The 25,603-nt window shown below is 32.1% G+C and carries 24 protein-coding genes; 3 read left to right on the forward strand and 21 right to left on the reverse strand.

The window, feature by feature from the left end; genetic code table 11:
- Window positions 1-284: 284 nt before the first annotated feature.
- The 7 genes from FUA24_RS18200 to FUA24_RS18230 all read right to left on the reverse strand — a co-directional run bounded on the left by FUA24_RS18200 (window position 285) and on the right by FUA24_RS18230 (window position 8,410).
- Window positions 285-938 (reverse strand): alpha/beta hydrolase, encoded by a 654-nt coding sequence (locus FUA24_RS18200; protein WP_148544495.1) that lies wholly within the window; start codon window positions 936-938, stop codon window positions 285-287.
- A gap of 4 nt (window positions 939-942) precedes the next feature.
- Entirely contained in the window at window positions 943-1,281 is a 339-nt protein-coding gene (locus tag FUA24_RS18205; protein WP_148544496.1) for a hypothetical protein, read from the reverse strand.
- Between the two features lies 1 nt (window position 1,282).
- Window positions 1,283-2,539 carry a dihydroorotase gene (locus FUA24_RS18210; protein WP_148544497.1) on the reverse strand — a complete coding sequence of 419 codons (1,257 nt, stop codon included), beginning with the start codon at window positions 2,537-2,539 and terminating at the stop codon, window positions 1,283-1,285.
- On the reverse strand, window positions 2,536-4,461 hold the full coding sequence (locus FUA24_RS18215; RefSeq protein WP_148544498.1) for a vWA domain-containing protein: 1,926 nt from the start codon (window positions 4,459-4,461) through the stop codon (window positions 2,536-2,538). Before FUA24_RS18215 ends, FUA24_RS18210 begins: the two co-directional genes overlap by 4 nt.
- Before the next feature lie 35 nt (window positions 4,462-4,496).
- Complete coding sequence (locus FUA24_RS18220) at window positions 4,497-5,504, reverse strand: glycosyltransferase family 2 protein (protein ID WP_148544499.1); 1,008 nt, start codon at window positions 5,502-5,504, stop codon at window positions 4,497-4,499.
- Window positions 5,505-6,047: 543 nt separating this feature from the next.
- Window positions 6,048-7,535: a S10 family peptidase gene (locus FUA24_RS18225; RefSeq protein ID WP_148544500.1), complete on the reverse strand. Its 1,488-nt coding sequence runs from the start codon at window positions 7,533-7,535 to the stop codon at window positions 6,048-6,050.
- 89 nt (window positions 7,536-7,624) lie between these two features.
- On the reverse strand, window positions 7,625-8,410 hold the full coding sequence (locus FUA24_RS18230; RefSeq protein ID WP_148544501.1) for a TIGR02757 family protein: 786 nt from the start codon (window positions 8,408-8,410) through the stop codon (window positions 7,625-7,627).
- A 78-nt stretch (window positions 8,411-8,488) separates the two neighbouring features.
- Here FUA24_RS18230 and FUA24_RS18235 point away from each other — a divergent pair, with 78 nt between their 5' ends.
- Window positions 8,489-9,664 (forward strand): MFS transporter, encoded by a 1,176-nt coding sequence (locus FUA24_RS18235; protein WP_148544502.1) that lies wholly within the window; start codon window positions 8,489-8,491, stop codon window positions 9,662-9,664.
- Here the strand turns inward: FUA24_RS18235 and FUA24_RS18240 are convergent.
- Entirely contained in the window at window positions 9,654-10,316 is a 663-nt protein-coding gene (locus FUA24_RS18240; RefSeq protein ID WP_148544503.1) for an ABC transporter ATP-binding protein, read from the reverse strand. The two genes, FUA24_RS18235 and FUA24_RS18240, sit on opposite strands and share 11 nt — an antisense overlap.
- Window positions 10,317-10,441: 125 nt before the next feature.
- Between FUA24_RS18240 and FUA24_RS18245 the strand changes: the two genes are divergently transcribed.
- On the forward strand, window positions 10,442-10,717 hold the full coding sequence (locus tag FUA24_RS18245; protein WP_148544504.1) for a hypothetical protein: 276 nt from the start codon (window positions 10,442-10,444) through the stop codon (window positions 10,715-10,717).
- Here the strand turns inward: FUA24_RS18245 and FUA24_RS18250 are convergent.
- The 11 genes from FUA24_RS18250 to FUA24_RS18300 all read right to left on the reverse strand — a co-directional run bounded on the left by FUA24_RS18250 (window position 10,714) and on the right by FUA24_RS18300 (window position 23,558).
- The gene (locus FUA24_RS18250) at window positions 10,714-12,792 is read right to left on the reverse strand and encodes a sensor histidine kinase (protein ID WP_148544505.1); all 2,079 of its coding nucleotides are present in this window, start codon (window positions 12,790-12,792) and stop codon (window positions 10,714-10,716) included. The genes FUA24_RS18245 and FUA24_RS18250 overlap by 4 nt on opposite strands.
- Before the next feature lie 10 nt (window positions 12,793-12,802).
- The gene (locus FUA24_RS18255; protein WP_148544506.1) at window positions 12,803-14,869 is read right to left on the reverse strand and encodes a tetratricopeptide repeat-containing sensor histidine kinase; all 2,067 of its coding nucleotides are present in this window, start codon (window positions 14,867-14,869) and stop codon (window positions 12,803-12,805) included.
- Window positions 14,870-14,996: 127 nt separating this feature from the next.
- Window positions 14,997-15,617 carry a hypothetical protein gene (locus FUA24_RS18260; RefSeq protein WP_148544507.1) on the reverse strand — a complete coding sequence of 207 codons (621 nt, stop codon included), beginning with the start codon at window positions 15,615-15,617 and terminating at the stop codon, window positions 14,997-14,999.
- A gap of 31 nt (window positions 15,618-15,648) precedes the next feature.
- On the reverse strand, window positions 15,649-18,054 hold the full coding sequence (locus tag FUA24_RS18265) for a TonB-dependent receptor (RefSeq protein ID WP_148544508.1): 2,406 nt from the start codon (window positions 18,052-18,054) through the stop codon (window positions 15,649-15,651).
- A 52-nt stretch (window positions 18,055-18,106) separates the two neighbouring features.
- Window positions 18,107-18,454, reverse strand: coding sequence for a hypothetical protein (locus FUA24_RS18270; protein WP_148544509.1), 348 nt, complete (start codon window positions 18,452-18,454; stop codon window positions 18,107-18,109).
- Window positions 18,455-18,506: 52 nt separating this feature from the next.
- Window positions 18,507-18,809, reverse strand: coding sequence for a DUF6787 family protein (locus FUA24_RS18275; RefSeq protein WP_148544510.1), 303 nt, complete (start codon window positions 18,807-18,809; stop codon window positions 18,507-18,509).
- Between the two features lie 74 nt (window positions 18,810-18,883).
- Window positions 18,884-19,336: a DUF6146 family protein gene (locus FUA24_RS18280; protein WP_148544511.1), complete on the reverse strand. Its 453-nt coding sequence runs from the start codon at window positions 19,334-19,336 to the stop codon at window positions 18,884-18,886.
- A 213-nt stretch (window positions 19,337-19,549) separates the two neighbouring features.
- Window positions 19,550-20,185, reverse strand: a complete 636-nt coding sequence (locus tag FUA24_RS18285) for a DUF937 domain-containing protein (RefSeq protein ID WP_148544512.1) — start codon at window positions 20,183-20,185, stop codon at window positions 19,550-19,552.
- A 115-nt stretch (window positions 20,186-20,300) separates the two neighbouring features.
- Window positions 20,301-21,251 carry a D-2-hydroxyacid dehydrogenase gene (locus FUA24_RS18290; protein WP_148544513.1) on the reverse strand — a complete coding sequence of 317 codons (951 nt, stop codon included), beginning with the start codon at window positions 21,249-21,251 and terminating at the stop codon, window positions 20,301-20,303.
- 106 nt (window positions 21,252-21,357) lie between these two features.
- Window positions 21,358-22,422 (reverse strand): 3-phosphoserine/phosphohydroxythreonine transaminase, encoded by a 1,065-nt coding sequence (gene serC / locus FUA24_RS18295; RefSeq protein WP_148544514.1) that lies wholly within the window; start codon window positions 22,420-22,422, stop codon window positions 21,358-21,360.
- A 77-nt stretch (window positions 22,423-22,499) separates the two neighbouring features.
- Window positions 22,500-23,558 (reverse strand): acyl-CoA reductase, encoded by a 1,059-nt coding sequence (locus tag FUA24_RS18300; RefSeq protein ID WP_148544515.1) that lies wholly within the window; start codon window positions 23,556-23,558, stop codon window positions 22,500-22,502.
- A 76-nt stretch (window positions 23,559-23,634) separates the two neighbouring features.
- Between FUA24_RS18300 and FUA24_RS18305 the strand changes: the two genes are divergently transcribed.
- Window positions 23,635-23,988, forward strand: coding sequence for a 4Fe-4S dicluster domain-containing protein (locus FUA24_RS18305; protein WP_148544516.1), 354 nt, complete (start codon window positions 23,635-23,637; stop codon window positions 23,986-23,988).
- A 67-nt stretch (window positions 23,989-24,055) separates the two neighbouring features.
- Here FUA24_RS18305 and FUA24_RS18310 read toward each other — a convergent pair whose 3' ends face one another.
- Entirely contained in the window at window positions 24,056-24,808 is a 753-nt protein-coding gene (locus tag FUA24_RS18310) for a DUF1330 domain-containing protein (protein ID WP_148544517.1), read from the reverse strand.
- A gap of 55 nt (window positions 24,809-24,863) precedes the next feature.
- Window positions 24,864-25,439: a TetR/AcrR family transcriptional regulator gene (locus FUA24_RS18315; protein WP_148544518.1), complete on the reverse strand. Its 576-nt coding sequence runs from the start codon at window positions 25,437-25,439 to the stop codon at window positions 24,864-24,866.
- Window positions 25,440-25,603 lie beyond the last annotated feature (164 nt).

Consider the following 25,603-nt stretch of genomic DNA (forward strand, 5'->3'; position numbering starts at 1 on the left):
ATCTTTAGGAGTTTCTTCCTGTTGGTCTTCATCTACAGGGTCTCCGTTGCTACTAGAACAGCCGCAAGCTATAAAAAGGGAAATTGTAAATAATGTAATAATAAGTTTAGTGGTCTTTTTCATTTTTAAATTTTAATTTCATTTCTGGCCTATAAAATTAAAATCAGTTTAATCGTTTTTAATGAAAAAGCACTTGACAATACCTGAACACACCTTTGTTTATATGCGTTTTACTATAACAAATGTTCGGAAAGCTGAGAATTAAAGAAATTTACGTTGCCGTTTTAGATACGTTCAGACAACCAAGTTTTGAACTCGTAAAAGTTTTGAGGTGCTACACCATGGCCTACGGGGAACTCAGAGTATTTATGTTTAATATTTAGACTTTTAAGAAACACAGGTGTTTGTCTAGCCCAATCTACGGGGATAACTTGATCTACGGTACCATGAGAGCAATAAAAATCTAAATTAGAATAATCTCTATTTTCCAGATTTTCAGGTAAGATATCATGATAAATATAGCCGCTAAGACCTACTATGTTTTTTATTTTATCTGGATAATTTAAGGCCACTGCACAACTTAATATGCACCCTTGGCTAAATCCTAACAGTGTAACATTATCTTTATTAACAGGATAATGAGAAGTAGCTTCGTCTATAAATTGAGCAATTAAATCCCTAGATTCGGTAGCTTGGTGTTTATCATTCCATTTACCTTTATCCTCATCAAAATTAATAGCATACCAAGCATTACCATAAGGTTGCATAGGGTAGGGTGCTCTTACCGAAATAATAAAAAGCTCTTTGGGTAATTCACTAGCAAATGAAAACAAGTCGTTTTCATCACTACCATAACCATGCATCATGATTAATAAAGGTGCGTTTTCATTTAAACTTGATGGTCTCGTAAGATGATATAAAGAAAGAGAATTACTCATTGGGTTAATTAGCGAAATTAGCAAATATTTTTTGATAGAACTTTCCTAGAAGCGGCACTTCATTTAATTTTCCTGATGTTGCCCCTATAAAACCATAAATAAAAAGTACAGCAAAAAATAAATAAAAGCCAGATGAGACAAACCAGCTGTCAAAACTTCCAACAATGTAACCTAAAGCCCAAAAAGTTAGCCATAAGCCTAAAGATTGTCTTATATGAAATCCAGCAAAAGGGCTTTTTTGATCAGCTTCATTATTCATGAAATAAGCTATAATTACTCCAAAAATTGTGAGATAACTAATTATAGCGTTTCTTTTTCCGCGCTCAATATCTTGTTGTGTCATTTTAACTGTTTAATGAAACTTTATTATTAGAAATAATGCCGTAAACCTTCCCTTTTAACTGAGCACCTTCAAAAATGCTATTTTTAGATTTAGATATACTAGTTTTTCTATCGTAAGTATATTTACCATCAGGGTTAAAAAGTGATAAGGTGGCTTTTTCTCCAATGTTAATGGAAAATGTTTTGGCACCAAAACGATCTTTTCCTTTGGTTAAAATATCAATGGTCTTTTTTGTAGTAAATACGGTTTGCAATGCTCCGAATGCACTTTCTAAACCAATAGAACCATAGGCCGCATGATCAAATTCCACTTTTTTATCTTCAATATCTATTGGCGTATGGTCTGTAGTTACCATATCTATAGTACCATCTTTAATCCCTTCAATTAGGGCATCAACATCGGTTTGTGTTCTTAGAGGAGGTAGTACTTTATAGTTAGAGTCAAAGCTTGTTAAGACCTCATCTGTAAAATATAGGTTATGGATTGCAACGCTACAGGTAATGTCTAATTTCTTCTTTTTCGCCTCTCTGATTAACGCAACCGACTTAGCTGTAGAAATGGTAGGGATATGCAGTTTACCACCTGTATATTCTAATAAGAACAAGTCTCTTGCAACTTGTAACTCTTCTGCTAAAGCTGGAATACCTTTAAGACCTAATTTTGTACTGGTTACGTTCTCATTCATTACACCTTTTCCAACCACTTTAGTCTCCTGAGGGAAAGATTGAACTAATCCATCAAAATTGGCAGCATATTGCAAAGCAATTTTCATAAGGTTAGGATTAGATACAGGCTTTTTGTAATCGTAAAAGGAAACGGCCCCAGCTGAACTCATATCATATAGCTCTGCTAAATCCACACCTTTACTTCCAACTGTAAGTGCTCCAATTGGTAAAACGGTTACTGCGTTGCCAGTTGATTTGGCATTAACAAATGTAATGTCGGAATTGGTATCTAATACCGGATTAGTTTTAGGATTTAAGCCAATGGTTGTAAAACCAGATGAAGCAGCTACTTTTAGTCCGTTACTTATAGTTTCGCGTTCTTCAAAACCAGGTTCACCAAAGCATACACTACTGTCAAACCAACCTTGAGATACGTGTAAATTATCAAGTCTAATTTCTTGATAGTCGTTGGTGTTTTTTATGGTTTTAGCAATTTTTAAAATCGTGCCGTTTTCAATTAAAATATCTTGAGTAGCATTATGAAATTCGCTTTTCGGATCAATAATTGTGGCAGACTTTATAAGTATGTTCATTTAAAATATTTTAAGATGAGCATTTCAATAACAAGGAATACTAGTGCAAAAATAACAAACCATTTCCATAAGGCATTAACTTTTGCATCACTTTTTATACTGTCAAAAACATTGATAATAGAATTACTAATACTTACGTTTTCGATGTTGGAAAGGTCTCGGTATATTAAATTGCTCTCACTTCTATCGTAGTTATAACTAACATTCGTAACCGTAAAATCTTTGTTTTTTATGCTATAAATATTAGATATAGCAGGCGTTTCTAGAGTATTTATAACAACCTTGTTATTAAAATATTTTTGTCTTGGAATTACATTGGCGCTATGACTTACTAAGGATACAATGTCATCCTGTTGCAGTTGCGTTTCTATTTCAAAACTATTGTTTTTACCTATGGTGTAATATAGCTGAGGTGATTTAAAACTTTGTTTTGCAATATTGTAAAATGTCGGCACAATTACATTCCAGTTTTTGAAATTAGAATTTTTTTGATTTAAAGCAGATGTAAAAATATAGGCATTACTACTATTTAGTAAGCAGGGTTTCCCATCTTCAAAATTTAAGATTGCATAAGCATTGTTGGAATTAACATCATAATAACTCTGCATTTTTGGGTATTGAAAATTGGACACTTGTTTCTCAAAAACCCCTTTCTTATATAGCGGATGCGAATAGTTTATGTTAGTTACCCGTTTTTCGGAAGTAACTAAGGTTTCAAATTTTGTGTTGTAATTGGTTAAGAGCTGATTATAAGATGCTATATTACAGTTTTCTGAGGGAATGATAATTATAGAACCACCTTGCGTTGTAAAATGATTTAGGGCTGAAATTAACGGATTAGGAATACTACGTAATTCGTTTAGAACAATTAAATTTTGTTGATCTATTAGGTTATAAGCCAGCGCATCTATAGTACTTGATGTGTACTTAAATTCACCTTCAGTGAAAATTCGTTTTAAAAAGTCATCATCATCCTGATTAACAACCATAACCTTCACTTTTTCTTTAGTATCAATATTGAAAAACAAGCTATTGTCAAATCTTAAATCGGCATCATTAATGGTAATTTTGCCATTAATAGACTCGTTTGTAGGTAAAGAAAAACTAGTTTCTGCAGATTGCGTTATGTTAACTGATGTTTTAGCGATTAAGTTATCGGCGTTAAACAGAGAAATTGGTAGGTTTTCAATTGGTCTTCCGGAATTCTTTAAAACAACACTCAACTGAAGATTGGCAGGTGTGTTTTCAGAAATGTAAACACTATCAATGGTAATATTATTGGTGTTAACAGGTTCTAATTTTACCAAATGTATTGTTGTTAGACTGTCGGTCTCTGGTTTGAATTCTCCCGCATGGTCTTGAAAGTCAGAAATAAGTACAATATTTTTAAGGCTATTGGTATTCTTGTTTAAAAGTGTTTTGCATTTTAAATAAGCAGATTGTAAGGGCAACTGATTTGAGGTGTATTCCAAATGTAAAATGTCATTTTTTATAGCTTTTAATTCTGTTTGCCTGTAGGTTTTGTTATTTGTAAGAATTGATACTTTCTCGTTTTCAGGAATACTAGTAACCACATCTTGTAAAGCACGCTTTAAAAGTTCACCTTGGCTACCCTTAGCTTGCATACTAAACGAATTATCAATGTATATAACCGTTTCTTTTTCTGATTTAAATGTTTGTGTTTTGGATAAAAAGGGTTGTGCAAAAGCGATTACTAATGCTGCCAAAAGTAAGAGTCTGGTACAAAGAATTAACCACTTTTTTATCTGAGAACTTTTGCGGGAGTTTTGTTTAATTTCCTTTAAAAATGCTACATTAGTAAAGGCTTCTTTTTTAAACTTACGAAGTTGAAAAAGGTGAATAATAATAGGGATAAGCAGTAAAAATAAAGCGTAAAGAAGTTCTGGGTGTTTAAACTGCATTCCTTTTTTTGATTAACCAAAATTAAGTATTTTTTTCAACAAAAAAATATATAATCCTTAATTGGTTCTAAATTTAACTTTTTTAAATACGCTCTAATTTCCTTTTGAGCTTCTTTATTTGCTACTGTAACTAAACTTTGCGGATTTTCAATTTCTGCTAAAGCCCTAAATTCAAGAAGTTCTTTTCCGTAAATATGTTTTCCTATTTTTTTTGGATTGTCGCAAATCCAGTGAAAGTCAATATTGCGTTCAATGAATAGTTTAGCCATTAGTTTTCCTTTTGTACCAGCACCCCAAATTACAGGTGTTTTCTCAATATTATGGTCAATGTCTAAAAAGTGAAGCGTTTTTAAGCTTGTAAAATGGTTTTGGGCGTAATGCATATGTGTTCTGGATGTTCTAGTGCTGTAATCTCGCCATTTATGAATCACTTTATCACATGGAATACATTTAAAATTATGTTTATAGAACCTAAAGGTTAAATCATAATCTTCGGGATATATATTAGGGTTAAAGGCATCGCAAGCAATTAAATCTTCTCTATGAATGAGCCAACAGGGTGATGGTATTACACATTCTTTATAAATCTCATCATAGTTATTTCCTTTAAGTGTTAGTTGGTTTAACCATGTTTCATAGCTTTTGTAACCAGGTCCAACACCATGCGCACTGAAATATTCTACTAAACCAACAGCCACATGTTTTTTACCATGATTTATTAGGTTTTCTGCTAGAACTTCAAGTTTGTTCGAGGTCATGATATCATCACTATCCATTCGAGTAACAAATTCCCCAGAGCTTTTAGCAAAGGCTTGTTGTAGTGCTGAAATAATCCCTTTTCCCTTGTTTTTGGAAAGCTTAATTCTACTATCCGATTTTGCAAATTGTTCAACGATCTCATAACTATTGTCAGATGAATGATCGTCAATAATTATTAACTCCCAATGGGTATAAGTTTGATTTAGAATTGATTTGATACAATCGCTTAAATAAACTTCTGTATTTTTAAAAGGTGTTAGAATACTAATTAAGGGTGCTCGCATTGTGCGAATATAATATCTTTAATATTAATTTAGGAATAGTTGATTTAACGTAAAGGGTTTAATGGATTTAATTAATTCTGAAAACAAAAACGACTAGATATGGTTATACTAGCCCTTTTTAGTCAATAATCTTGATTTAAATACTTCAAGGCTTTTCTAGAATTTAAAATTACTTTATAATTAAATTGTATTTAGTGCATTGTAGTTTGATAATCAGTGTTTTACATATCATAATCAAATTAATAATGTCATTCTAAACGCTACTGAAATCAAAATATATTTTGATTGAACGCATATTGTGTCGCATTTGAGGAGGAATCTCACTTTAATGAGATATCTCGTTGCTCATACTTCCCTCAGTCGATATGACAAATCACTGTTTTACAGTGTTTTTACTATCATTTTCTGAATGAAATTTAAATTGAAATCTGTAAGGTTTTGTGAGCATGTACCAAGTAAGTTTACAGGGACGTTACTTAAAAACGTTGTTTTTAAGACTTCGAGCTTAAAGTCTTTTAAAGGTTATTTAAACTTCTATGTGAATTAGTACTTCGCGGACTTTCCGTTGCTTAAAGAACTTTTAATAAAGGTTCTAACATCTTCATTAGCTTTGATTAGATCTTCATTTCTTAAATACATCATATGCCCACTTCTATAGCCTTTAAAGGTAAACCTATCTTTCATTTTTCCGCTAGGATCTACTTGCCACATGGTATATTTAGCTGCAAAATATGTTGTAGCTCCATCATAATATCCCGATTGTATTAATACTTTTAAATACGGATTCTGAGCCATGGCTTCTCTTAAACCTTCACGGACATTATTATTTCTTCTATCCCAAGGGTGAACATCGCCAAACATATTGTATTTAACATCGGTTTTAAAGTTTAAATGCGTTCTTAAATAATAATTAATTGCTGGGGTAAACGAATGTAACCAGGATGTTAATTCGGCACTATAATCGGGTCTGGTTCCTGCTTCAATTTTGTCAATTCCTAGATATCGAGAATCTAATCTGCCAAGAGTTTGTCCAGTTTTATCTCTCAATAATTCTTTCCAGAAAAAGGAAGTTGGAACATCTAAATTATGCTGCAGTATTACCTTTTCACTTAAACCAGAAAACTTCGCCATGTTCTTAGCTATGGTTTTCTTTTCGCTTTCCGAAATAAATCCACCTTTAGCTAGGGCCGGCATAAGGTCATTAACAGCAAAATTCTCGGCTTCCGGTAAAACATCTAAAAGATCTTTTTGTTGTAATTCACTTGATAGTGCCTTTTGATACCAAGCAGCAGCTGTATAATAAGGTAGATTTAAAGCAGAATATACGGGTTGTGATGTACTGTATAGTTTATAATCTGCTGGAGATACAAGAATAACTCCGTTTAAATACATCCATTGTTTGGTTTGTAATTCTTTCGCAAGCCCCATAACGCGAGTGCCTCCGTAACTTTCTCCTATTATGTATTTAGGGGATTCCCATCTGTTTTTTCGGGTTACAAAGGTGTTAATCCACTCTGCTAAATAAGTTATATCTGCATTTATACCAAAGAAGGTCTCGCGTTTAGGCATTTTTCCTTCTTTATTCGTAATCATTCTTGAGTATCCTGTGTTTACTGGGTTTACATAAACTATATCGGCTACATCTAAAATAGAGTTTGGATTGTCTTTAACACCATAGGGTTGAACAGGGTAGCCTTCATCATCAATTTTTAAAACTTTTGGTCCTGTATAGGCTACATGCATCCATACTGAAGCAGATCCAGGCCCACCGTTAAACGAAATGAGTAAAGGTCTTTCTGCTCTATTTTTAATACTATTTCTAGTATAGTAGGTATAATAAAGAGAGGCTATGGCGTTACCTTCTTTATTCCAAACAGGTTGCATGCCTGTTTCGGCAGTATAAGAAAAGCTAACCCCTTTAATTGTTGTACTATGTGTTGTTACTACAGCTGTATCACTTGGAATAGTTCTCTTTTGAGAATAAGAAAAAGTAGATATTGATAATAGTAATAATAATGATAGTTTTTTCATGTATTTTTTAGAGAAATAAATATTTTTTAAATATAATGAAACTAATATGTTTAAAATAGTTAAAAATATGTAATCACATAATTTCTGGTTTAGAATCCTTCAAAAACCCCAAGGCCGAATAAGGCAAAATCATATTTTACAGGATCTTCATTATCCAGTTGTCTCAGGTTTAGGTCTAATTCTTGTAGCGCTTTAGCGTCATTTTGCTTTCGGGTTAATAGTCCAAGTTTTCTAGCCACATTGCCTGAATGCACATCTAGCGGACAAGATAATAGGCTAGGAGATATACTTTTCCAAATACCAAAATCTACACCAGCATTATCTTGTCTAACCATCCAACGTAGGTACATGTTAATCCTTTTGGCGGCTGAATTCTTTAGAGGATCGCTAACATGTTTTTTTGTTCGTTCCAAATGTTCTATTTCAAAGAATACAGTTTTAAATTTTGAAATGGCTGTTTGTAAATTGTTATTTTCGGCATGTTTAGAGAACAATACTTCAAGGCCATTGTGCTTTATGTAGATATTTTTTAAGCTTTTTATAAACTGCGTGCAGTCATCACCATTAAATGTTCGATGCACAAAGGGTTTGAGTTGTTCTAAATCTGATGCTTTGTGATTTATTATAAAATCATAAGGTGAATTATCAAGTAAATTCATTAAGCGTTTCGCATTATTGATAATACTTTTCCGATTTCCCCAAGCAATTGTAGCCGTTAGAAACCCTGCTATTTCAATGTCTTCTTTTAAGGAAAATGTATGCGGTATCTGAATAGGATCACTTTCTATAAACTTTGGATTGTTATAGGCAACAACTTTTTCATTTAAAAAGTCTTTGAGTTCAGATGTATTGAGATTTTTTGTATTTCTTTTCATTATTTCGCTAAAATAAATGTAATTAGTCTAACATTAAGAAGACTTATGCTTTAATTACAAAATGTCTTAACCTAAGCTATGGTTGTTAAAAAGAGAATTTTACCAATAATTGTAATTGCACAATTTTTATGTACGTCCTTATGGTTTGCTGGTAATGCAATAATTAAAGATCTGGTGATCACTTTTAATTTAACCGATGGCGCTTTAGGGCATCTTACTACAGCCGTACAATTGGGGTTTATTTTAGGGACTTTACTTTTTGCAATATTCACCATAACGGACAGGTTTTCACCATCAAAAGTATTTTTTGTAAGTGCTGTAATTGCCGCCGTGTGTAATGTTTTGATGAATTACGAAAATCAGAACATGTTTTCATTGACGATGTTGCGTTTTTTTACTGGTTTTTTCTTGGCAGGTATTTATCCTGTGGGAATGAAAATAGCTTCAGATTATTACAAAGGTGGTTTAGGAAAATCTTTAGGGTTTCTGGTTGGTGCTTTGGTGTTAGGTACAGCATTGCCCCATTTATTAAAAGCTGTTAGTTTTAATTTTTCATGGCAATATATAGTGTATGTTACGTCTACTTTTTCTGTTTTGGGAGGTGTTTTAATGTTGGCCTTTGTGCCAGATGGTCCTTATAAAACAAAACTAAGTAGCTTTGATGTTTCTGTTTTCTATAAAGTTTTTAAAACTGGGGAATTTAGATCGGCTGCCTTTGGGTATTTTGGCCATATGTGGGAGCTTTATTCATTTTGGGCTTTCGTTCCCTTTTTTCTAATGGCTTATAATAAGACACATGAAGCTGCAAGTTTTAATGTGGCGCTTTTGTCTTTTGGAATAATTGGAATTGGAGGGGTGGCTTGTGTGCTCTCTGGGTACTTGTCTAATATATTCTCTACTAAACAAATAGCGACTTTATCCTTAGGCCTTTCATGCCTTTGCTGTTTCCTGTCGCCTTTCTTTTTTATATATGCTTCTCCTGTAATGTTTATGATTTACTTATTATTTTGGGGTATAGTGGTTATTGCAGATTCTCCTATGTTTTCCACATTAGTTGCCCAAAACGTAAATCAGAGTTATAAAGGAACGGCTTTAACAATAGTTAATTGTATCGGGTTTGCAATTACCGTTTTAAGCATCCAACTCATCAATTTACTTAAAGTTGAAATTGCTATCCAATATTTGTTTTTGGTTTTAGCAATTGGTCCAGTGTTAGGGTTAGTATTTCTTTTTAAGGGAAAGGTTAAAGCATAATTTTACCATCAACCATGGTTAGTTTCCTGTCCGCCATATTGGCCAACTCGTCATTGTGAGTTACAATTACAAAGGTTTGACCAAATTCGTCACGAAGTTTAAAAAACAGATTATGAAGGTTTTCGGCAGATTCACTATCCAAATTACCCGATGGCTCATCCGCAAAGATTAAATCTGGTTTGTTAATTAAGGCTCTTGCTACCGCCACTCGCTGTTGTTCTCCACCCGATAACTCACTTGGCTTATGATCATAACGGTGCGATAGACCTAAAAAATCTAATAGTTCTTTGGCTCTGGTTTCTGCCTCATTTTTAGAAGTCCCTTTTATAAACGCTGGCAAACATACATTTTCTACTGCGGTAAATTCTGGTAATAGCTGGTGAAACTGAAAAATAAATCCAATATGTTCATTTCTAAATTTTGCCAAATCTTTATCGGACAAAGTGTTTAAATTGGTATTGTTTATTGAAAAGTTTAAACCATCAGTTTTTTCAGCAGAATCTAAGGTGCCTAAAATTTGTAAAAGGGTGGTTTTACCTGCACCAGAGGCTCCTACAATGGAGACAACTTCTCCTTTTTCAATAGAAATGTCTACACCCTTTAGAACGTGTAAATCGTCGTAATATTTATGTATGTTTTTGGCTTGAATCATATAAGAAATTGAAGCAATGAAAATACTACTTTAAGGTTTAAACCACAAAATTAATGTAAAAGAGAAGGATAATAAACAATATTTTTGGTATGTTTCTTGTTATCAGATTAATATAAAATTGTTATATGAATTTAGAACACTTATCAAAAAACAAAAAACTCTTAGTAAGTATCGTATTTGATGCTATAGGCTTTATCCCTTTTATAGATATCGTTTGGGCGCCTTTATCGGGGTACTTAATGACGAAAATGTACAAAGGTAAAGAAGGTAAAATAGCTGGTATTATTACTTTTATTGAAGAGGCCTTACCATTTTTAGACGTGATACCAACATTTACGTTAATGTGGATTTACTCTTATGTATTAAATCCTAAAAAGGAAGAAACTATTATTGAGGTTTAGTTTAGCTGTAAATTAATAGACAATACCGTTTCTTTTTTATACGTAGACTCCATATGGATAGTGCCATTACTATTTTTTACAATCGTTTTGATATTTTTTACTCGCCTGCTTTGGTTTATTTGTTTTGTAGACCAACCCAGATTGGTGTGAATATTAAGAATGAGACATTCTTCAGGAGTAAGTGATATATTAACTGTAAGGGTATCAGATGTTTTATGTTTTTTAATACCATTAGCCACCTCTTGTATAATCCTAAAAATATTCACTTTTAAATCGTCATTAATGTTTTGCCAATTAATTAATGTTGTAGATTTAATGGTGTACTGAAGTAGATGATCCTTTTTGTGCTTGTTTAAGTAATCTTCGATAAGTTTAATATAGTTGGAGTCGTCATACAGCCCTTCATTTTTAAGGTTGTGAGATATGTCTCTAATTTCCTTTTCAACGTTCTGTAATTCTGTTATGTACGTATGGTATCTGTCTTGAATTACAGCATTATCTTCGAGAGCTAAAAACTCTAGCCCTAATCTTGAACCAGATAGTTTATTTAAAATACCATCATTAAGGGCTTCTCCAATATTATGACGTTCAGCAAGTCGGGTTTCCTCAATTTTTGATTGCTGATTCAATAACAAATCATAAATTCTTTTATTAGCTTTTTGCTGTTTACCAATAAATGCAAGTTCTTGGTTTTTGGAAATTTGCACTCTAATGATATAAAACAACACTAGAACAAAAAGCGACATAAGGATTATAAGAAAAGTAAAGGCGTTTTGAGATGTTAACTTCTTGGTTTCGGCAATATAATTATCGGTTTCGAATTTAATTCTTGCGAATTTGTTTCTTGATGCACGCTCCACTTGAAGTAAACTATCATTAAGTTTAATATGTTCGTATAAATACTGTTTGCCTTTTTCGCCTTCTTCTAATTTTGATAGCAACATTAGTGATCTAGAAACCTCTTGAAACTCTTTAATTTTTCGCCCAATTTTAAAAGACCGTTTAGATAAGATTAGAGCAGAGTCTTTTTTATTGATACTTTGGTAGAACTCTGCCATATCATTTCCTCCAGCAACTATTTCGTAAAGAGCATTTAATGAGTCGCTAATTTTATAAGCTTCATTAAAAAGTAACTTAATTTGGGTAGTATCTTTATTTTTAGATAAAAATAAGCAATAGGCCATATTATTGGCAATAGCGCTGTAGGTTAAAGGATCTTTAATTAGCATGCTATCCTTGCTAAAATTGCGATTCTTGTTTAAAAGCTCTTTATATATTGATATTGCTTTTTTAAATTTTTTTTTCTTTCTATAAACTTCAGCGATGTTAACGTTTAAGAATAAATAGTTTTCTTCATTATAAGTATAACAACTTTTGCAAGAATTAATATTCTTTAAGTCTTTATTTACTAATAATGCTTCGTTATAGATATTTAATGCTTTATCAAATTGTTTTAAGTATTTAGCATTAAGTCCAGAATGTAAAAGGAAAGAAACAAGGTAATCTAAGTTTTGATCATTTTTAGGTAAAGTCTTAAGTATATTAATTCCTTCAATACATGCTTTTTCGCTGTTTGCGTAATCCTCTTTATTCCGCGTTAAAATCGAAATATTATTTAAAATGAATACTGTTTCTAATTTATTATTTAGCTTTTTTGAAATGTTTAAGGCTTTCAAATAATAGTGATAAGAACTATCGATATTAATTGAATTTTTCATAAATGAATAACCTAAGGCGATGTAGGACCTAAGAATGGCGATTGAGTCATTTAACTTTGTTGCTAGTTTTAAGTTCTTTTTTGATAAGTCATAAATCATTTTATGATCTAATTTTTTTAAGTGAACTGTTAGTCTGTTTCTATCAGACAATAAAATTGTAGAGTCAACTTTGGTTTTATAGGAAAGCTGACTGGCTTCTTGAGCATATTTAAGCCTAGTACCTAAATCTAGAGTTTCAAGAGTAGATAGTTTCCTTAGTTTTTGGACGGTATCTAAAGTTTTTTGAAAGTTTACGTCTTGACTATTAGTGAAGTAAGAGAAAAAACTAATTAAAAATATGTAATGCCAAGATTTCAAAATTGTATAGTTAAATAGGTAGTTGAATGGTTATTGTAGTGCCTTTATTATTAGCTGAGTTAAAATAAATAGTGCCGCTTAGCTTTGATACTCTGGATTTTATATTTTTTACACCTATACCTTTAAAGTTTTGCTGTGTATTGAATCCAACACCATTATCTGTAATGTTAGCTTTTAAAGTATTACCGTCTAAGCTAAAGTAAAATGTAACTAAACTCGCTTGGGCATGTTTTATGATATTCTGCAAAGATTCCTGTATTATTCTAAAGAGATTAACTCTAATAATATCATTAATATCTTTCCAGGCAATTTTACTTCTATAATCAATTTGAAATTGTAGCTTATTTATTTCACATTGTTTTTTAATATAGCCTTTAATATGGGTGTCAAAATTGGTGTTTAAAACTCTCGTATTTTTGAGGTTATGTGCTAGGGATAAGACATCTTTTTCAATGGTTTTAATTTCGTTTAAATAAGAATTCAAGTCATTTTTAAACTCATTATCCATAATAGAAAATTCTAGACCTAATCTTGTTCCTGTTAGTCTGTTTAGGATACCATCATGAAGTTCCTCACCAATTTCATGGCGTTCTGTGAGTTTTGTACTTTCAAGTTCAGATTGCTCTTTAATTAATAAGGAATAAATTCTTTCATTAGACTTTTGTTGGTCGTTTACATGTTGGAGGTTATGCAATCTTAATTTTTGATGTCTAAGAACAAGCAATAATATTAATGAGAGTACAACGCCCCCCCCAATAAATAATAGAAGACCATTTCTGGTTTTTAACCGTTTGGCTTCCGCTATATAATTATCTGTTTCAAATTTAATTCTGGCAAATTTATTTCTGGCGTTTCGTTCAGCATCCAGAAGACTATCATTTAGTTTAATGTGTTCATATAAATATTTCTTACCCTTTTCTCCTTTTTCTAGTTTAGAAAGCATAAGTAAAGAACGAGATACTTCTTCGTAGTTTTTGATCGTAAGAGCATGTTTATAGCCCATTTTAGAAATTATGAATGCCGAGTCCTTTTGATTAATTGCCTCATAGAATTCAGCCATATCATTTGCGGAAGCTGCTATATTTTGTGATGAGTTTTTTGAAATAAAAATAGTAAAGGCTTCAATAAACTCCCGTTTAATCTTATCATAATTTAAACTACCATCTCTAAACGAATTATAAGCAATATTGTTTAATATTGCCGCATAGCTTAAAGGATCTTTCTTTAACAGGCTGTCTCTTGAAAATGTTGGAGAATTTTGTAATAAGTCTTTGTATACAGATAGAGCTTTTTTGTGCTCTTTTTTATATTTAAAAATTTCCGCAATATTAATATTTATGTAAAGTCTAGCAGTATTCCTATATGAATAATTATTCGGGAAGTCAGACGGTAATAGATAGCTAATACTAAGGGCCTTTTTGTAGTTATTAAGGGCTTTGTCGTATAATTTTAAATAAGCGGAGTTATTACCCAACAAAATGTAACAGTCAACAGTAGATACCAAAACATCTTTGGTTTTTTCATTTAGGTTTTCTAATGTTTTTAGAGCTCTAACTATATTGGCATCACTTTCTAAATAATTTTTTTCGATTGCTTGAAGAGTAGCTAATGAGTTTAAGACATCGGATTCTAAATACGAGTTCTTTAATTTCTTGAAAGTTTTTAATGCCTTATAGTAATAGTAATATGCACTATCGTTTTCATTTTTAATATTACTACTGTACCAACCTAAGTTATGGCTTGAGGTTCCTATTCTTAAACTATCGTTTAATTTTTCCGCTAATTTAAGAATTTTGTAACTGTATTTGCCCATCATTTCAAGGTTGCTCATTGAAGAATAAATAGTGAAAATTTTAATATTAGATTTATAAATAATACTATCAACCTTGGTCTTATAGGACAATGCACTAGCTCGTTTAGCATATCCAAGCCTTTTTTCCAAGCTTGAATTCTCATTATCGGATAATTTCCTTAAATATTGAATACTATCTAAAGTCTGCTTAAAATCATCATTTTGAGCAGATAAACAAATACAGAAAAAAGGAAGTATAAAAAGTAAATAAGGTTTAATAAGCAATGCAATTTTTATGAAGGTAAAATTACATTTCTTTTCTTATAACCTATGCGTGAATTCCACAATTATGTATAAAAAAAATCGCCCAAAACTAGTTCGGGCGATTTTTTTATGATATCTAAAAAGATAATTACACTGGTTGTTCTATTACAACAACAGCAAAATGTACATCAACGTCTGTTTCACTTCCAGCTCCAACAGATCCGAAATCATTACCATTGCTTGCTTCGCTAACTTCAGTTGGTTCATGATATAATTTAACTTCTACATGCCCCTCTGGACTTGCAGCTCCAGTCGTCCAATCAGTACTAAGCCCAATTTTGTTACCATCAGCACGTGTAGATGAAGCGTCATCTGTTCTAGTTATAGACAAATTTACACCTGCCTCTTTAGAGAAAACAATAAAGTGCTCGTCTTTTTCTTCAAGAATTTCTAGAGTTGCATCCTCAATATCATTAGGATCTTCATCATTTAAGAATTTAATTTCAACAGAATATGTACTATTAGCATATAACTCTATTTCAACTTCATCATCTTCTTCTTTATTTCCATTTTTATCATCGTGATCTTCATGTTCGGCATGTATATCGTAGGTTTCTGTGTTACCATCTCCGTCAGTTACTATTACTTGTACCAAAGTTACTTCATCATGATGATGTCCTTGCTCTGGGCTATCATCATCAGAACATGATGTTGTTAATAATAAAGCACCTACTAGTAGGCTTGTTAAGGCAATTTTTACGTTTTTCATAATTTAAATTGTTAATAATTAATAAGTTTCATTAAAATGTATAAATGACTTTCAATTGAAAGTTTCGTCCTAATTCATCAGCAAAATATCTTAGCCTGTTCAAGTAATTTCTATAACTTGTGTTAAAAACATTTTCGATACCAAATTGAATTTCCAATTGGTTTTGTTGCATCTTAAGTTGTTTTCCTGCTAAAGCATTTACCAAAAAGTAGCCTTTTGGAGGCGTACTAATATCTACGGTCTCAGTTATAATTTCTCCACCTTCCAAATAGGAAATAGGGAAATTGAAATCAGAGAATCGTTTTTGTTCAAATACCCAATCTGTATTTAGCTTTATGTAATAACTTCTGGATTTATCCTGCCATTTTAATCCGTTTTTCCAGTTTGCACTTGGCATATTTATTAAAGGAATATCATTGGTGGTATCCTGAGCATGTATGTACGAGAAGCTCGATGACCAAGCGAACTTATCGGTTAAATTCTGATTCAAATCAAAATCTATTCCCCATAAATTGGCATCTACTTGTAAATACGACCATACAGGGAAAGCACCTCTAATGGTAAAGTCAGCACCTGTTGGAACCTGATTAATAAAATTGACAATATGATTCCAGTATGCCGTTGTTTCTAATTCTAATCCTGCTAATAGATCAATATTAGCTCTATGATTAACTAAAAACTTTTTTGAAGACTCTACATCTAATCTTAAATCCCCAATTTCAATGGCGGCAGCAGAATGATGTAAACCATCACTAAATAGTTCTGATGGATTTGGCGCTCTATTGGCTAAACTGAAATTAAAGTTGATTTCTTGATGTTGAGATGGTTTAAACTTAACCCCAAGCATTGCTGCTAAAGCATGATACTCTAATTTAATATGTGTTAGATAATCACCTCTAGATTCTTCTATTATTGCATTTGGGAAATCATTGCTATAATTGGCATCATCCCAATCGTCTGTTTCGTACCATTTTTTAGCAAAGATATAAGAATAATCATATCTAAAGCCACCTTCTGTTGTCCATTGGTCATTAATGTCGTATTGAAGCGAAGAATATAGACCCGCTTTCCAATACTCATAATCGGGTATTAATCGTTTAACACCAGTTACAGGTACTGCATTAATTTGGTATTGTCCGTTTAACCCTATTTCCCAATTAATTTTATCCCATTTATTAATATCTAAATAGGTATCAATATTTTGGGTTGTCAATTTTAAATTCATTGCAGGTTCATCGCTTCTGCCTCCTCTGCGAATGTCATATTCATACCTTTGATTGTATTGAAAGCTATATAAAGCATGCAATGTCCCCAAATTGCTAATACGCAAAATGTTTTCCCAGTTAGCCAAATGATGGGTTATTTCTTGCCTTGGCTCTGTAATATCATAGGTAAACGGATTAATTCTAAAGGGTTGATCAGAATTAATGGCTGCAGCCAAATCTCTTAAACTTCCAATATGTGCTGATCGCATGATACCTATTTCGTTTTGAAAATAGCTATAGCTAAGCTTAGACTTAAATTTAAAAGATTGGTAAGCCGTTTGAATCGAAAATGCTTCGGTTTGTGTCCCAGTATTAGATAACACGTAATCTGGTGCTTCAAAATCACCTAGCTTTCTAAAACTACCGTGAAATTGCATTTGCCAATGTTCATTAAAGCCTTTGTTAACTCTTGCTGAAGCTAGTCCGCCTCTGCCATTGGAGTTTAGCGATAATACGGCATTTCCTGTTAGCGTATCCTTTTTGTACATTTTAGGAAATTCTGCTACAACAACACCTCCAATGGCATCACTGCCATAACGTAATGCACCTGCACCCTTTATGACTTTTATGTTACCAAAAGAATTGATATCCATACTAGGACCATGTTCTACACCCCATTCCTGATCTTCTTGTCTGGTACCATTGTTTAAAATGATGACTCTACTAGAGTGTAATCCATGAATAATTGGTTTCACAATGGTGTTACCCGTGTTTAATGAAGACACACCACTAATGGTATTTAGGGCATCACCTAATGATTTATCTGTATAAGTGATAATGTTTTGCTTAGAAAGAGACTGCTGAACACTAGTAGCTGTAGCTTTTATTTTTGTGCTTCCAGCTACAGTTACTTCATTTAATTCTTCTAAATGATGCTCTAAACGAATTGGCTGATAAGTATTACCATTAATATTAATGGTTAAAAATTTTGTCTTACATCCAATATGAGACACTTCTAATGTATATGAGCCGTCACATAAATCTTTAAAGGTAAATTTTCCTTTTTGATCTGAAATGGTAGCCTTATTTGTACCAGCAAGTTTTATAGTAGCATTTTCTAAAGCCTCAGCATTGTGGAAATCTGTTATTTCTCCAATGAGTATGCTGTTACAGTTTTGACTAAAAATAAAACATGAGAATGGTATAAATAAGATTAGAAAGATATTTTTCATAGTATTAAATATCTTGGTTACTAATTTATTTATTGTTATTTCCTATGAAGTATTAGGCTAGGTAAGGGGGAGCTTTATTTCTATTTTGATTTAAATAGAACTTTTGATAGAATGAGTCAACATAGACTATTTCATTCTGTTCCTGTAAATGTGGAATACTGTTATTGTTTTCAAAAGAAAACTGAGGTGTCGTGCTATATTCTAAATTGTTAAGATTGAATGCAACAAGACATATATCACATTGTTTATTGTCCTCACTATCATGATTGGAATCGTCATTTTGATGATGATCATATTCATGTGAATCATGGTGAAAATAAACATGGAGATTTACAATATTACTAGCAAGTAAAATTGTTAAAAAAAAGATAGACGATATTTTTGCTAAATAGCTTTTCATCACAATTTTTGCGAAGATAGAGTTTCTCTACTTAAACAATGCCAATAAAACCCTAATTTTTTTCTTTGAATAGCCCAAATCTTCTTAACATTTTCTTTTCGAAATTCCAGAAGAATTTATACTGACCAAACAGCCAACCAAATAAAACAAGTAAAAATTGGTAGACAATAAAGAGTAAAAGAATACGAATTGTCCAATACCCCCATGCTCCTAAACCTTCTTTAGTAATGTTTAAAAAGCTTAGTATAGGTTTTCCTATATACGAAGCAGTAGAACCTGTAACAGCAAAAACAATAAAAATTATAGCTATTTGCCAGTTAGATTCTATACCCCAACGTTCTTTTAGTTTATTCACAGCAATTGTTTAGCTGCAAAAATACATGATTTTTTGAAAATTATGGATTTTGAAAAAATTAAGAAAAGCATCCGCTAAATTCGAACAACAAAAGGGCCTAACCTTTGATTGTATCTCATTTGAAAGTAAATGAAGTAATTGTAAAGTTTATAATTAACTTCATAACCATAGTCAATTCTCGAATTATAGTTTATTTGAAGCTCATATAAGTCAGGATCAAACCGCAGTGGTTGTAAGACTCTTTGGTTCCATTCTATGACATAAATATTGTTTCTGTTTTCCATATATTGTTGAGAAAAGAAACCTTCAGGTCTAGCTTGCGTAGCTAACCAGGTTGCATAACCTGGATCTATTATTATGATCTCATATTCTAAATCATCATTGGCAATTCTAACAGTATCATTAACCTTAATATCTTTTACCTGTTCTGAGTTTGCTGTTTTTTTTGAAGGGGCTTTTGATGTGTTACAACTAAAAGCTATTACAGCAAAAATTAAAGTGAACATTATATAATTAACATTTTTCATAGCAAAGGGTTTTAAATTATACCATAAAATTAATTACTAAACACAGGTTTATAAAGTATAATTTAGGGAACTATCGTTTTGAATGAGTAAACATAATACCTTAGTAATAAATTTACAAAAATCATTCCTTAACACTTTGTTTTTAAGTGATTTTAACAAAAAGAGCCAATTGGCATTCCAATTGGCTCTTTGTTATTTTTGAAGAATATAGATTTATTTACCAAATAGGCCGCCAAGTAAACCTCCTAGGCCACCTTTACTTTTGCTTCCTCCTAAAACCATTCCAGCTACGTCATCAACAACGCTACCATCTCCATCGGCATCCAAAATAGACTCTAAAAAGCTTTGTTCTTTCTGCGCAGAACTTCCACCAAGTAAACCTCCTAATAAATCGCCAATGCCGTTAGAAGAGCTTACATTTTGTTGTCTTGTTTGTTTTCCTAAAACGCCCATTAAAATTGGAGCGGCAACTTTTAAAATGTTACCAACAGATCCAGCGTCTAAACCAGATTTCTGACCAATAACTTGTTCAACACCATTTTGTTTAGCTCCTAATACATGGCCTAATATTTTAGCTCCATCTACTTTTACATCTTCATCTACACCACCATTAAATAAGCCTCCAAGGTTATCTAAAATACTGCCATCATGCTTTCCGTTTAAGGCACCCATTAGTCCTTCAGCTCCTTCAGGAGTTGCAGCATTACGTTGCATTGCTTTCATTAATACAGGTAAGGCCATAGTTAAAACACTTCCTGTTTTGTTTGCATCATTTCCAGTTGATCCAGCAACACCGCTAATAATTGTTTTTCCAAGATCACTGCTTAATAAATCTAAAATTCCAGACATAATAATTTGTTTATTTTTTTAAAGAGGTTAATATCAGGGTAAGTAAGGTACAAAAAAAGTCCCAACTTGTATAGTTAGGACTCAAATATAACGTTTAGGTCACATTAAAAATTTCTTACCCAAGAATACTGATAATTTGTGATGCTAATTCAGTACCAATTCTATCTTGAGCTTCATTAGTAGCAGCACCTGTGTGAGGTGTTAGTGATAATGAAGAATTCATTAATAATTGAATTTCTGGTTGTGGCTCTTTTTCAAAAACATCAAGAGCTGCTCTTGCCACTTTACCACTTTCTATAGCTTTAACAAGAGCTACTTCGTTTACAACACCACCTCTTGCAGCATTGGCTAAAATAACACCGTCTTTCATTTGGTTAAATTCTGCCTCATCAATTACATAGTCTTTTTGAGCTGGAACATGTAATGTTAAGAAATCAGATTGTTTTAAAACCTCTTCTTTAGAAATAGTTTCAATTTCAAAGTTTACTTTCTGCCCATCAAAGAATTCTAATTCTAGGTCTGCTTTTTCTAAAAATGGATCAAAAGCAACAACTTTCATACCTGCTCCTAATGCAACTTTAGCTGTAGCTTGACCAATTCTACCAAATCCTAAAACACCTAATGTTTTTCCTTTAAGCTCAGTTCCTTTTGCGTAGGCTTTCTTTAATGCTTTAAAGTTCTTATCACCTTCTAAAGGCATATCTCTATTAGCGTTATGTAAAAAACGTGCTAAACCATATAAATGACCAAATACTAATTCTGCTACAGAATGAGAAGAAGCAGCTGGAGTGTTAATAACATGTTTACCTTGCTCTCTAGCATATTCAACATCAATGTTATCCATACCAACACCACCACGACCAATGATTTTTAGGTTAGGACAAGCATCTATTAAATCTTTACGTACAGTTGTTGCACTACGAACTAATAAAACACTAATTTCCTTTTCATTGATATAGTTAATCAATTGTTCTTGTGCTACTGTAGTGGTACTTACATTGTAACCTGCTTTTTCTAAAGCATCAATTCCACTTTGTGAAATACCATCGTTTGCTAATACGTTCATTTTGATTTTATTTTTTTATTTCCACGAAAGTGGAAATCTTGATATTTATAATTATTTAGTTAGCTTTTTGGGATTTCCACTTTCGTGGAAATGAAAAAGCAATTTTTTAAGCTTTTCTTTCTAATTCGCTCATAACCTCTACAACGGCTTTAACACTGTCTAAAGATAAAGCGTTGTACATTGATGCTCTATAACCACCAACACTTCTATGACCATTTAAACCATTAACGTCAGCTTCTTTTAACATAGTGTCAAAAGTTTCTTTTAAGTTTTCGTTTTCTAACGTAAACGTGGCATTCATTAAAGATCTATCAGCTTTATTTGCGAATCCTTTAAATAATGGGTTTAAATCTATCTCAGAATACATTAAGCGCGCCTTTTTCTCATTTTCTTTTTCAATGGCAGCAATACCTCCAAGGTCTTTTAACCACTGTAATGTTAGCATTGAGGTATAAACAGCAAATACTGGAGGAGTGTTAAACATACTTCCTTTGTCTAAATGCACTTTATAATCCATCATAGAAGGAATTTTACGAGAAACTCTTCCTAAAACATCTTCTTTGATAACAACTAGAGTAGTTCCAGCTGGTCCCATATTTTTTTGAGCTCCTGCGTAAATAATGTCAAATTGAGTGAAATCTAAAGTTCTTGAAAAGATATCACTACTCATATCACATACCATTGGAATTGGAGCGTTAGGGAACTCTTTCATTTGTGTTCCAAAAATGGTATTGTTAGATGTACAGTGGAAATAATCGTAATCTTCAGGAATATCATATCCCTTCGGAATATAGTTGTAGTTGGCATCTTTAGAAGTAGCAACTTTATAAACATCGTCAAAAATTTCAGCTTCCTTAATGGCTTTTGCTGCCCAAGACCCAGAATCTAAGTATCCTGCTCTTTTCTCTAATAAGTTTAGAGCTACCATTAAAAACTGTGTACTTGCGCCACCTTGTAAAAATAAGGCTTTATATCCTTTGCCTTCTAAACCTAGTAACTCTAACGCTAATGCTCTAGCATTTTCCATTATATCTACAAAAGCTTTACTTCTGTGAGAGATTTCAATTAAAGACAAGCCGCTATTATCTAAATCTACAACAGCCTGTGATGCTTTTAATAATACTTCTTGAGGTAAAGTACATGGTCCTGCACTAAAGTTATGTTTTCTCATTGTGTGTGGTAAAATTTAAAGATGCAAAGTTTGCAATTAATTGCTTAATACTTAGTGAAAATTCAATAATTTTTTCGTCAAATTGCTAATAAAAATTCAACAGAATCGATACTATCCGCATAATCCCAAAGATGTGGCTTCTGTGTATGTCCAAAGCCCACTTCGTTTTCAATAAAACCATTTGAGACTATACACTGAATTTGTTGCTTTTCAGCGTTTATTTTGTCTTTTAAACTGTTTAAATCGTCATAAAATTCATAGAAAACTGTAGCTATGGGCGAGGCGTAACTTTTATCTTCTTTAATCATTAAAAACCCATTCTCTAGCATGTCAAATTCACTCATTAAATAAACGGCTTTATTATAGTCGTAATTATTGGCATATTTAGCTTCATTAATAATTGGGTGCCAATGATACATTGCTTGAAAAAAAGCGTCAAAATTGTAGTTCTTAGGAACGAATACTTTAGATACACTTCTGCAACCCAAACCATAATATCTGAAAATATCCTCTGATAGGTTTTGCAGATCTTCTTCTGTTTCATTTCCGGTTAATACAGCCACAGAATTTCTATTATTTCTAATTATTGAAGGTTTTCCCTTAAAATAATATTCAAAATAACGTGCTGTATTGTTACTGCCAGTGGCTATAACTGCATCGAAGTTCTCTAGTTTTTCTTCAGTAAAAGAAATCTTTCCTTTAAAATTAGGTTCAACATATTCTAAATATTTGGCTAAAAAAGGCAGTAAATGTTTGTCGTTTGATGACTGCTTTACAAGAACGCTATGACCTGAAATTAAAACCGATAAAAAATCATGAAACCCTACTAGAGGTATATTTCCAGCCATAACTATGGCTACCAGTTTTGGAGTTACGGTATCAAAATTATAAACACTTAACCATTTTTCTAAATTGTCTTTAGTTAGGGCTTCGGTCCAACTATTTATTGCAAACTGAATGTTTTCTTTAGTAAACCAACCGTTGTGTTCTTCTGCCAGTTTTAATTGATGTTTAAAGCCATCAAAAAACAGGTCGTTATATTCAACATTATCCTGTTTAGTTGGGACTTTGTTAGAAAATTGCTCTAAAAAATATCCTAATTTTACAAAAGCGGTAATTCTTTGTTGTAAATGCATTCTTAATTTGGTTATGAATGGTTTTGGCTTTATTTTTGCGTTTGCAAATTTAAGCAAACTCAAGAGAAAATACGGTATGGCTATTATAATAACAGACGAATGTATAAACTGTGGGGCATGTGAACCAGAATGCCCAAATACAGCAATTTATGAAGGTGCCGATGATTGGCGCTATAAAGATGGTACTAGCTTAGAAGGTACTGTGGTTTTAACTAACGGAAACGAGGTAGATGCAGATGAAGCTCAGGAGCCAGTTAGTGATGAATTCTATTATATTGTACCAGATAAGTGTACAGAGTGTAAAGGGTTTCATGAAGAGCCACAATGTGCTGCAGTGTGTCCTGTAGATTGTTGTGTTCCCGATGAAGATGTTGTTGAAACTGAAGAAGAATTATTGGCTAAACAGCGCTTTATGCACCCTGAAGATTAAACGCTAAGCGTTATTAGATAAAAAAATCCCAAGTGAAAGCTTGGGATTTTTATTTATGTAAAATTAGCTAGTTAATAATAATATGGCCTTGCCATACATCTAAACGACCCAAGGCAGCCTCCTTATCGTGTTTTATTTTTTTATATTCTGAAGATTCAAAGAATTGGGAATTACTATCTTTACTTTTCCAAATGGCTATTCCAAAACTTTGTGGTTTATAGGTATCATATCCGTAATCTAAAGGCTTTAATTTTATGGGAAATTGAACATCGTATTTAGTATTTGCCCCGGCAATTAAAGGTTTTACATTTTTAAAATAAGTTTGCATTCTGTGCGCTTCTTCAGGATTTAACCATAATGCGAAAATTTCAATTAGTTTTCCAGAATCAAATTTCACGGTTGTATTCTTTTCTATCTTAAAGTATCCTAGTCTTAGAAAGTCCAGAGCATCATCACGAATAGGTTTTATTTTTTGAAAACGAGGGTCTTTTAAAAAAGCTTGATGTTGTTGTTCACTTTCCCATTCAAAGAATCCCAGTATCTGCGGTTTTACAAATTCGGAATATGCGTAGTCTATTTTAATTTTTGCTAAAGGTTTCATGCCATATTCTTTTGCTATTGGCATTACTTTTTTAAAATACTCTTCTGCTAACTGTTGTTTTTTTTGTGGGTTTATACTCAAAAAAGCCACTTCAATAATTTTGTTTTTTTTAAATAATACATTGATAGATTTTTTTGTTGAATTTTGAGCAATTACATGTTTTGTAGAGCCTAAAGTGATTAAAAAAATAAACGGTAAAATTAATTTTGATTTTGACATTTTATATTAAATTTAAGTTAGTATGACCAGTCGTACATTTTAATGATAAAAAAAATTATGTTCTAATACTTTTTAAGAATTCTAAAAAAGCGTCTAAAGCTTTTGAGTTTCTAGACGCTTTTACTCGCATAAGTGCGCCATTCCAGCTGTTTATAATAAATTCAGCCATCAGATCAGTATCTACATTATCGGTTATTTGATTAGATTTTTTAGCTTCTTCTAAACAATTTTTCAATGCCTTATGCATACCTACATAGGCCTTATCTATACTTTGAGCAATCATATCAGATTTATCAGCTATTTCTTGGCACATATTGGATATTAAACAGCCTTTTAAGAACTGTTCACTATGAATAACCTTATTTATTTTCTCTTCGTAAAAAACAACAATTCTATTAAATGGCGTGTATTTTATATCTGATAGAGCATCGGTGTGCTCTTTTGCTAATACTGTTCCAAAATCATCTAAAATTTGTACAACAAACTTTTCCTTTTTTTTAAAATGATTATAAAACGAACCTTTTGATACATCAATGGCATTGGTTATTTCACCAATACCCGTAGCATGATAGCCTTGTAGTAGGAATAGTTCTGCGCCTTTTTGAAGTAGATTTTCTTTTGTTGTATTCATAATAATATGTACGGTCGTACAAATTTATTAAAATATTTAAAATTTCCAAGTCATTTTGAAATACAGCCTTAAATAATGCAAAATTCTAATAATTTAACTCCTACTAATTACCTACATTTGCACTCGCAAAAAGATTCCCGCCTTTACTGAAACAAATTCATCAC

This window comes from Seonamhaeicola marinus (assembly GCF_008085455.1).